Annotated in this window: 13 protein-coding genes; 5 read left to right on the top strand and 8 right to left on the bottom strand. The window is 41.8% G+C overall.

All coding sequences use genetic code 11. From position 1 onward, the window contains the following. The 4 genes from RDN93_RS11220 to RDN93_RS11205 form a co-directional block, all read left to right on the top strand. The coding region (locus RDN93_RS11220) for a MotA/TolQ/ExbB proton channel family protein (RefSeq protein ID WP_308745611.1) at positions 1–185 on the top strand (185 nt) is incomplete at its 5' end. Positions 186–191: 6 nt separating this feature from the next. Next, entirely contained in the window at positions 192–677 is a 486-nt protein-coding gene (locus RDN93_RS11215) for a hypothetical protein (protein ID WP_308745610.1), read from the top strand. Between the two features lie 35 nt (positions 678–712). Then, a complete protein-coding gene (locus RDN93_RS11210) occupies positions 713–1306 on the top strand; it encodes a biopolymer transporter ExbD (RefSeq protein ID WP_308745609.1) in 594 nt (197 codons plus the stop codon). 3 nt (positions 1307–1309) lie between these two features. Then, positions 1310–1780: a biopolymer transporter ExbD gene (locus RDN93_RS11205; protein WP_294629015.1), complete on the top strand. Its 471-nt coding sequence runs from the start codon at positions 1310–1312 to the stop codon at positions 1778–1780. Positions 1781–1897: 117 nt separating this feature from the next. Here the strand turns inward: RDN93_RS11205 and RDN93_RS11200 are convergent, their stop codons facing one another. Together RDN93_RS11200 and RDN93_RS11195 are read right to left on the bottom strand one after the other, a co-directional pair. Continuing rightward, a complete protein-coding gene (locus RDN93_RS11200; protein ID WP_308745608.1) occupies positions 1898–2434 on the bottom strand; it encodes a GNAT family N-acetyltransferase in 537 nt (178 codons plus the stop codon). A 36-nt stretch (positions 2435–2470) separates the two neighbouring features. Further along, on the bottom strand, positions 2471–3748 hold the full coding sequence (locus RDN93_RS11195; RefSeq protein ID WP_308745607.1) for an IgA Peptidase M64: 1278 nt from the start codon (positions 3746–3748) through the stop codon (positions 2471–2473). A gap of 153 nt (positions 3749–3901) precedes the next feature. On the opposite strand from RDN93_RS11195, the gene RDN93_RS11190 reads away from it, so the two are divergent. Beyond that, complete coding sequence (locus tag RDN93_RS11190; RefSeq protein ID WP_308745606.1) at positions 3902–4381, top strand: Lrp/AsnC ligand binding domain-containing protein; 480 nt, start codon at positions 3902–3904, stop codon at positions 4379–4381. Positions 4382–4411: 30 nt separating this feature from the next. Here RDN93_RS11190 and RDN93_RS11185 read toward each other — a convergent pair whose 3' ends face one another. The 6 genes from RDN93_RS11185 to RDN93_RS11160 all read right to left on the bottom strand — a co-directional run bounded on the left by RDN93_RS11185 (position 4412) and on the right by RDN93_RS11160 (position 8822). Then, entirely contained in the window at positions 4412–4906 is a 495-nt protein-coding gene (locus RDN93_RS11185; protein ID WP_308745605.1) for a dihydrofolate reductase, read from the bottom strand. 4 nt (positions 4907–4910) lie between these two features. After that, entirely contained in the window at positions 4911–5705 is a 795-nt protein-coding gene (locus tag RDN93_RS11180) for a thymidylate synthase (protein ID WP_308745604.1), read from the bottom strand. 64 nt (positions 5706–5769) lie between these two features. Next, positions 5770–7041, bottom strand: a complete 1272-nt coding sequence (cls, locus tag RDN93_RS11175) for a cardiolipin synthase (protein ID WP_308745603.1) — start codon at positions 7039–7041, stop codon at positions 5770–5772. A gap of 197 nt (positions 7042–7238) precedes the next feature. After that, positions 7239–7568, bottom strand: a complete 330-nt coding sequence (locus RDN93_RS11170; RefSeq protein ID WP_308745602.1) for a DUF5056 domain-containing protein — start codon at positions 7566–7568, stop codon at positions 7239–7241. Beyond that, positions 7549–8100 carry an RNA polymerase sigma factor gene (locus tag RDN93_RS11165; RefSeq protein WP_308745601.1) on the bottom strand — a complete coding sequence of 184 codons (552 nt, stop codon included), beginning with the start codon at positions 8098–8100 and terminating at the stop codon, positions 7549–7551. Before RDN93_RS11165 ends, RDN93_RS11170 begins: the two co-directional genes overlap by 20 nt. After that, positions 8100–8822, bottom strand: a complete 723-nt coding sequence (locus RDN93_RS11160) for a DUF6249 domain-containing protein (protein ID WP_308745600.1) — start codon at positions 8820–8822, stop codon at positions 8100–8102. The genes RDN93_RS11165 and RDN93_RS11160 overlap by 1 nt, the downstream gene beginning before the upstream one ends. Positions 8823–8866 lie beyond the last annotated feature (44 nt).

The following is an 8866-nucleotide window of genomic DNA, read 5'->3' as shown; positions in this document are numbered from 1 at the left end:
TTGTTGCAGGTGGTATGAAAGTTGCCTTGATTACAACTATCTTCGGTTTGATCGTTGCTTTGATTCTTCAGGTATTCTACAACTACGTACTTTCTAAGATTGAAGCTCTTACAAGCGAAATGGAAGATTCTTCTATCTCTTTGCTTGATATGGTAATCAAATATAATTTGAAATACAAAAAATAATTCGAAATGAGTAAGTTAACATATAGAATATCGTATTATACTTTGTATGCGATGTTTGCTGTCATCCTCATTGTACTGGGACTTTTCTACCTTGGTGGTGATGCTCAGGGTGCGGATGTTGTCGTAGGAGTAGATCCTGAAATGTGGCAACCGGCACATACTAATACTTTGCTGATGCTCATTTATGCATTGTTTGGTTTGGCTGTTGCTGCTACTGTTATTGCTGCTATATTCCAATTTGGCGCAGCTTTGAAAGATAATCCGGCAAATGCAATTAAGTCTTTACTTGGCTTAGTGCTTTTGATTGTTGTTTTAGTTGTAGCTTGGTCTATGGGGGACGGTACACCGATGCAAATTCCAGGTTATAGCGGTACGGACAACGTTCCTTTCTGGCTGAAACTGACTGATATGTTCCTTTATTCTATTTACATCCTGTTGTTTGTGACTGTTGTTGCAATCATCGCGAGTGGTATAAAGAAAAAAATATCGTAATCAATTGGGGATACTCAATTAAATAAGTAATTACAATGGCAAAAGGAAAAAGAAAAGTTCCTGATATTAACTCAAGTTCTACGGCGGATATCGCTTTCTTGTTGCTGATCTTCTTCTTGATTACGACATCAATGGATACGGACCGTGGTTTGGCAAGACTTTTGCCGCCGCCACCCGAAGATCAAGACCAACAGAATACGGATAAGATCAAAGAACGTAACGTCTTGCAGGTTTATCTGAATAAGGATGACGCCTTGATGTGCGGTAATGATTATATCAGTGTTGATCAGTTGAGAGATAAAGCTAAAGAATTTATTGCTAACGTCAATAACGCGGAGAATATGCCTGAAAAGACACAAAAGAGTGTGGAATTCTTTGGCACATATATGGTTAATGACAAGCACGTAATTTCTTTGCAGAATGACCGTGGATCTTCTTATCAGGCATATATCAGTGTGCAGAACGAATTGGTTGCTGCATATAATGAATTGAGAGACGAGTTGGCTGAACAGAAATTTGGAGTAAAATACGCTGAACTGAGCGATGAACAGCAAAAAGCAGTTCGTGAAATTTATCCGCAACGAATTTCTGAGGCAGAACCTAAAAAATACGGAGAAAAAAAGAAGTAAGTAATGGGAAAATTTAATAAGACTGGTAAACGTGAAATGCCGGCGTTGAATACTTCTTCATTGCCTGACCTTATCTTTACCTTGTTGTTCTTCTTTATGATTGTAACAACAATGCGTGAGGTAACATTAAAGGTGCAGTTTACGCTTCCGCAAGGTACTGAACTCGAAAAATTGGAGAAGAAATCACTGGTGACATTCATTTATGTAGGTGAACCTACTCAGGAATATCGCGCGAAAATGGGTACTGAAAGTCGTATTCAGCTCAACGACAGCTACGCTGAAGTTGGTGAAGTACAAGATTTCATTTTTCAGGAACGTGCTAGTATGAGTGAGGGAGATGCGGCTAAAATGACTGTATCTCTGAAGGTTGACCAGAAGACTAAGATGGGTATTATTACTGACGTAAAAAATGCTCTTAGAAAATCTTATGCTTTGAAGATTAACTATTCTGCTACAAAACGTGGCGAGAAGTAATTAGTTAATTTAATAATAATAAAGAGAGGGCTTCCAAATTATTGGAAGCCCTCTCTTTATTATTATTTTTACTATTCTTTTACTTCATCAGTGTCTTTTACTTGTTTTTTGCTCCTTTTATTCTTTTACTCCGTAAACGGCTGTATGAAGCTTATGCTTTATTTCTTCATAATTTTTCTCCGGTTCAAGATTGCCATGTACCATTAAATACATAGGCAAAGAGTCATCTCCCGGTTTATATGGCGGCTGATAATAGTCTTCATTCCACAGAACGAAACCTTGTCGTTGGTAGAATCCGATACGGCGTTTTGCCATATCTTCTATCGGACGTTCTACTTCAAGTACAATCGGCAGTTTTAAGTAATTGCACAAGTATTCAAGTGTGCGTTTTCCGTATCCTCCATTTCGTAAGGCAGGGTTGGTGGCGAAGTGTTCTATATAGTAGTAACTGTCGAAGTCCCAATAGGTGATAAAGCCGATTGGCAGGTCATCATCAAAGATGATGTTATTATGAAAGTTACCCATACGGTCGGTGTATTCGCGTAGTTGGTTCAACTCGCGGTATTCTTCTGGTGGAAATGCATCTATAAGCAGTTCTTCCATAAACTTGTAATGCTGGAAATCCGATGTGGTAATCGGTTGGAATCTAATCATACGGTTTGGCTTTTAAAATTTATAGTCATATAATTTTTAAGGAATATAAAATTCGATTATCCGGCGGATGGCACGTTGGCAAACCGGGCAAAATTCCGGATATCCGTTAGTTTTCATACGGCAATCATAGGCGGGGCGGTAAATACCTTTGGCAGAATAACCGGCTCCCTCGTACACTCCAACCGGATATTTCTTCTTTTCAGCAGTAGGAGTTGGTATTGGAGTGCTTGCCGGGAGCATATTCTCCCATTTGGAAGCAAAGTTCACTCGTGTAGAAATGTTCTGTTCCCACGGTTCGATATCCAGTGGGTAAGTATCTGTCATTGTATCATCCTCATAGAAATATTCGTCGGCTAATCCGGCGAAGCTGTGCCCGAATTCGTGAACTACTACCGGCTTGAACATCGGATGATGAGCGGTAGTCAAGGTGTAAGAGTTATAGATTCCACCACCACCGTATACATCAGTATTGGCGAGAATAATAATATGCTCGTAAGGGATACCGGATAGAGCGTTATGGATTGATTTCACCCGGCTGGTAGTCAGATAACGATCCGAATAGAAAGTGTCGAAGTGGGAGTGAACAGCCGTTTGTTTCCATTGGTTTTCGCGGGGGACACTGACACCGCTATCCGTAGACGGACTGGCAACGGCAATAATATTGAATTTATCTTTCATAGAACGAAATGGTTCGTGTGAAAAAAGACTTTCACAGGCGTTTTGTGCATCCTGGTAGAATAGCTCCATTTCCTTTTCCGTGTATCCTTCAGCAAGAATAGCGACGTCTATACAATTCTTCTCATTACCACTTTGAAGCATATAACGGTGTGGAGTGATGTGTGACACACCACGTTTATGAATCAGAATATCGTTCGGGCGGACAATATGTTTGTAGCTGGCCATTAGTTCCCTGCGTGGAGAATATAAAGTAATTTCCACTTCGACCGCTTGTTTGGGATAAGGGAGAAGAAAAGTGTTTTCGAATCCTTTTGCTGTTTCTTTGGCTTCATCCGTAGTCAGCCATTCTTGAAATAGAGAAGAGAAAGAAGTCTTATAAATACACTGTTTCGTGGCAAGGTCTTTCACGATGATTTGTCCGTTGCCTTCCAAAGGAAGTTCGGATAAATGGTGTTGTCGACCGGCCCAGGAAGGGAGCTGTGACAGTTCATCCAGGTAGATAGCTTGTTGCTTGGCATTTCCGGTAAAAATATAGTCCACTCGCAATGTTTTGTCTTGAAAATAATCGGCAAAGTTCTGTGCATAGCCTTCTGCAAAAGTTAAGAAGAATAGAACGATACAGCAAATTTGTTTCATATAAATGGTATATTTATGTTTTTTGCAAAGATACAAACTATTGTTGATTTATCTGCTTCGTATAAATAAAAGTAATAGATTATAGTATTTGTTGCCGGAAAATCGCTAACTTTGCACAAAAGATTCATAGATAAAAACAATTTGGTTTAAGAAATGGGACATCATCAATTAGATACTTTAGATGAACAAATACTGAAACTGATTGCAGGCAATGCCCGTATTCCTTTTTTGGAAGTGGCAAGAGCTTGTAATGTATCCGGTGCTGCAATTCATCAACGTATTCAGAAACTGACTAACTTGGGTATACTCAAAGGTTCGGAATATGTTATTGACCCCGAAAAAGTAGGATATGAGACTTGTGCTTATATCGGTATATATCTGAAAGATCCCGAATCATTTGATTCGGTGACAAAAGCCTTGGAGGCTATTCCTGAAGTAGTGGAATGTCATTTCACCACCGGAAAATACGACATGTTCATTAAGATTTATGCAAAGAATAACCACCACTTGTTGAGTATTATTCACGATAAGTTGCAACCGCTGGGGTTGGCGCGTACGGAAACGCTTATCTCCTTCCACGAAGCCATTAAGCGGCAGATGCCTATAATGGTCGACGTAGATGACGAAGATTAATCAATACTTTGTTCCGGACAGAAGGTAGATCTACTTTCTTACGTAATCGACAAAAGCATAGGAGCAGAGATGTTTCTCATCCGCAGGATGAGCATCTCTGTTTTTTTCTTGCCATATCTCAGGAGAAACTTCTGGAAAATAGACATCAGCTTCCGGGGCGGTACTGTCTATTTCTGTCAAGCAGAGTTCATCCGCAAGAGGAAGCGCTTGCCGATAAATGCTTGCCCCGCCGATTATATATACATGTTCGTTTTCCAGACAACTTTGCAGGGCGGCCTCGAGTGAAGGAAAAACTTCAGCGCCGGGACATTCAGTTGCCGGATTCGAAGACAGTACTACGTTTCTACGGTTGGGTAATGCACCTTTCGGAAGAGATTCGAAAGTTTTGCGTCCCATTATAATTGTATTTCCGGTAGTCAGCGACTTGAAGCGTTTCAAGTCGTTTGGCAACCAAAAAAGAAGTTTATTCTGAAAACCTATTGCCATATGCCGGTCAACGGCGGCGATAATTGATATTCTACTCATAGGATTACACGGCTACTACTCCGGCAATGTGCGGATGCGGATCGTAATTGACTAATTCAAAATCTTCAAATTTGAAATCGAAGATATTTTTCACATTCGGGTTGATTTTCATTTGCGGCAATGGGCGGGGTGCGCGCGACAGTTGCAGTTTTACCTGTTCTAAGTGATTCAGATAGATATGTGCATCACCGAAAGTATGGACAAAGTCACCGGCCTTCAATCCTGTCACTTGTGCCATCATTTGTAATAATAATGCGTAAGAAGCGATGTTGAAAGGAACACCGAGGAAAATATCGGCACTACGTTGGTAAAGTTGCAGGCTCAGCCGTCCGTCCGCCACATAAAACTGGAAGAACGCATGACAGGGTGGGAGATTCATGTTATTCAAGTCAGCCACGTTCCAAGCGCTTACGATGATGCGGCGTGAATCCGGATTATGTTTGATCGTTTCCACTACTTCGCTGATTTGGTCGATAAATCCACCGTTGTAATCAGGCCATGAGCGCCACTGGTAACCGTAGATGTGACCTAAGTCACCGTTCTCGTCAGCCCACTCATTCCATATACGTACTCCGTGTTCTTGTAGGTATTTCACGTTGGTGTCCCCTTGCAGAAACCAGAGCAGCTCATATATGATTGATTTTAAATGCAGTTTCTTCGTTGTCAGACAAGGAAAACCATCTTCGAGATTGAAGCGCATTTGATGACCGAAAACGCTGATGGTTCCCGTTCCGGTGCGGTCGCTTTTTTCCGTGCCTTCCGTTAACACACGGTTGAGTAAATCCAGGTATTGTTTCATACGTAAATAAATTATCAAATCATTGGTGAATTCATCACATGAGGAATTACACGTTTGCGCAAAATTACAAAAATGGGGTGAATAAATTCGCAAACCATCCGACGAACTTTTTCCAGGGTGAACGCTTTTTCCAAAATTCAGGTGTCAGTTGGGTACAGTGTTCGATGTCGTTGTGAAACATACTATTTAGTTCGGCAGTCGTTTTCTTGTCAAAAATGAAGGCATTCGTCTCGTAATCATATCGTAGGCTACGGCTGTTCAGGTTGGCGGTGCCGACCGTGCAGAACAAATCGTCTACCATCATAATTTTCGAGTGATGAAATCCGCCGTTGTACATATAGACGGTTGCCCCTCTTTTCATCAGTTTATGCAGTTTGTAGAGCGCCGCATCCGGTGTAAACGGAATATCAGAAGCGGAAGAAACCATTATTGTCACGTCTACCCCCCGGTCGATAGAGCGGTTCAGCGCTTTCTTGATGGAAGAAGTCGGCACGAAGTAAGGATTGACAATGTGCACATTCTTTTGTGCCGAATAGATACTCATCGCATACGCATGACTCAGCATACGGCTGTTCTTCTTCGGAGTACGGTCGACAATGGCAACCACGATATTAGTACTGTCCGTCTGCTCTTTATGCAGGGGAAAATAAACTTCTCCGCCTATATTCTGTTTAGTCTCCTTGTTCCAGATTGTGAGGAATATTTCCTGCAAGTCGTTGACCGCATCCCCTTCAATGCGCATATGCATATCCCGCCATGTTCCGATTTTTGGTAAACCGTTGATGTAGTAATCAGCGATATTCATCCCACCTGTATAAGCCACTTTTCCGTCGATAACGGCGATTTTCCGGTGGTCGCGGTGGGCGGCATGATTGATATAAGGGAAAGTAAACGGGTCGAATTTAACAATCTCGATGCCCCGTTCGCGTATTTTCTTGAGATGTCTTTTTTTTAGCGGTTTATTGTTCGACCAGTTGCCGAAAGCGTCAAACATCGCCCGTACTTCAACGCCTTCCTTCACCTTTTCGGCCAGCAGGTCGAATAAGGCATTGGCAATGGAGTCATTGCGGAAATTGAAATATTCCAGATGGACATGGTGTTTGGCTTCCCGTATGGCTTCAAATAAATCGATAAACTTCTCCCGTCCGCTTTTCAGCAGTTTGACTTTATTATTATCGGAGACAGGGATTCCCGATTCTCCCAGGAAATGCAATACGAGAGAATCACTCGTTACTCCGATAGAGTCCCGGGGATACGTCATCAAGCTGTCGATAACATCTGCCTGGGCACGTAATAAAGACAAAAACAGAAATAAAATAAATATACGTAGTTTCAAAACTTTTCTCTCTATTTTAGTTTACAGAACAACAAAGATACAACATCTAAGTTTGGGGCTGCCCGGAAGAAAGGGTAGATTTATTATTGTTTAACAGACAGGACAGTTAATAAGGATTTCTTGCTATGAAGAATAAAAAAGCCCGGAGATAAACAGACGTTCTTCGGGTTTGTAATTATATATGTTTCCAATAGCATTTACGCCATGGAGGCCACTTTACGGGTTGCCATGAATATCAGGACAACCGTTGCGATAATTATTGATTTCGGGTCAAGGCTTGTGGTGCCATGATTGAGCATACCGATGAACACATCCCTTATCGTTCCCCAAGTAGCTTCCAAACCGCCCAGCCAAACGAAAAGTACAGTTACTACCGCCATAATGAAAGCACTCCAGATACGTGCCAGCCGACGGCTTCGGTCGGGCAAGTGGTGCATGACACGGCGACTGAATCCGTTGTCCGCTATTTCCTGCTTGTTTTTCGAGAAGAAATCCCGCAAGAGCTTATCATTGTCTACTTTTGTCATAACCGTTTTGTTTTAAATACATTGCTAATTTATCTTTTCCACGCGACAGGTGGCTTTTCACCGTTCCTGCCGGTATTCCTATTATCCCCGCAATCTTGTCGATGCTTACATCTTCCATGTAGAACAACGTGATGCAGGTTCTTTCCACTTCTTTGAGCGTTTTGAGTGACTGGTAGACATCCATTTTCTGACCGACATTTTCTTGTTCGGTGCTGTTGATGGCGTCTATTTCCCTTGTATCCAACTCAGCCGTCTCTTTTCGGCTGCGAATATAATCATAAAAAACATTATAGGCAATACGATACAGCCACGTGGAGAAACTGGATAAGTTTCGGAAAGAAGCAATGTTCGTGTATGCTTTGATAAAGGTGTCTTGCGCCAGGTCATCACTCAATTCGCTGTCGCCGCAAGTCAGGTTCAGGAAGAACCGCCGTACAGCCGACTGGTACTTTCCCACTAACTGGTCGAAGGCCCTGGTGTTCTTGAACACCACGACCTGTGCGACTAGCGATATATCGTTGAGTTGACTCATTATTCTTCTTCGTTCTTTTCTTCATTCAGCCCGTTACCTTTCTCTTTGGAGCCGATATTGTGCATCCATGTATCGGATGTATCCGGATTTTGTTTCTGATTGTAACCTATAATCCATTGTCCGATACCCATGAATGTGACTAGAAGTCCGATAGTGCCAATTCCGAATTCACCTGTGATTGCCCAAAGGAAGATAAAAAGCCCGATACCGGTAAATGTATTTTTGATACCTTGTGAGCGTTGGTCGACAGGTTTGTTTTCACGGATAAAATCCGCCGGTAACGGTTGTCCTGCTGCAAGTGCCTGTTCGGCAAGGCGATAGCGTGCTTTCCGGTTCTTGTAACGGAAGAAGAATACGACAAATAGAATAAATACCGGTAACCCGAATACGGCGATTATACTGATAATAGCTACTAGAATGCCACCGCTAATGGCATTGCCGAATTTGTTGAATGGAAAATCGTCATCATCCGTATTTATGGTAAAACTGGCGTTACCATGACTTACGCTGCTTGAATCTGTATCAACTTCGGTAGAGTCAGCATCCGTAGTGTCCACACCAATCACTGTCACAGCAGTGTTGTTCGCATTCGCTTTACTGCCTTTTTTTACACTAACTTTTACGCTTCCAACGGAATCACGTATAATAGTCGTATTATTTTGGGCGATAGCCAATGTGCAAGTGGTCAATACAACCATCAAAGCAAGTAGAAAATTTTTCATATAAATGTTTTTTTTATTTGTTTCTTTGTCTGTTAGACGTAGTT

Origin of the sequence: uncultured Bacteroides sp. (genome assembly GCF_902491285.1) — a bacterium.
In the GTDB taxonomy this organism is placed as follows: Bacteria; Bacteroidota; Bacteroidia; order Bacteroidales; family Bacteroidaceae; genus Bacteroides.
This window is presented reverse-complemented; position numbering and strand designations above follow the sequence as displayed.

Bases quoted from the DNA above. Each gene is read 5' to 3' on its own strand.
- RDN93_RS11215 (WP_308745610.1), top strand. From the start codon at position 192: ATGAGTAAGTTAACATATAGAATATCGTATTATACTTTGTATGCGATG.
- RDN93_RS11210 (WP_308745609.1), top strand. From the start codon at position 713: ATGGCAAAAGGAAAAAGAAAAGTTCCTGATATTAACTCAAGTTCTACG.
- RDN93_RS11205 (WP_294629015.1), top strand. From the start codon at position 1,310: ATGGGAAAATTTAATAAGACTGGTAAACGTGAAATGCCGGCGTTGAAT.
- RDN93_RS11200 (WP_308745608.1), bottom strand. From the start codon at position 2,434: ATGATTAGATTCCAACCGATTACCACATCGGATTTCCAGCATTACAAG.
- RDN93_RS11195 (WP_308745607.1), bottom strand. From the start codon at position 3,748: ATGAAACAAATTTGCTGTATCGTTCTATTCTTCTTAACTTTTGCAGAA.
- RDN93_RS11190 (WP_308745606.1), top strand. From the start codon at position 3,902: ATGGGACATCATCAATTAGATACTTTAGATGAACAAATACTGAAACTG.
- RDN93_RS11185 (WP_308745605.1), bottom strand. From the start codon at position 4,906: ATGAGTAGAATATCAATTATCGCCGCCGTTGACCGGCATATGGCAATA.
- RDN93_RS11180 (WP_308745604.1), bottom strand. From the start codon at position 5,705: ATGAAACAATACCTGGATTTACTCAACCGTGTGTTAACGGAAGGCACG.
- RDN93_RS11170 (WP_308745602.1), bottom strand. From the start codon at position 7,568: ATGACAAAAGTAGACAATGATAAGCTCTTGCGGGATTTCTTCTCGAAA.
- RDN93_RS11165 (WP_308745601.1), bottom strand. From the start codon at position 8,100: ATGAGTCAACTCAACGATATATCGCTAGTCGCACAGGTCGTGGTGTTC.
- RDN93_RS11160 (WP_308745600.1), bottom strand. From the start codon at position 8,822: ATGAAAAATTTTCTACTTGCTTTGATGGTTGTATTGACCACTTGCACA.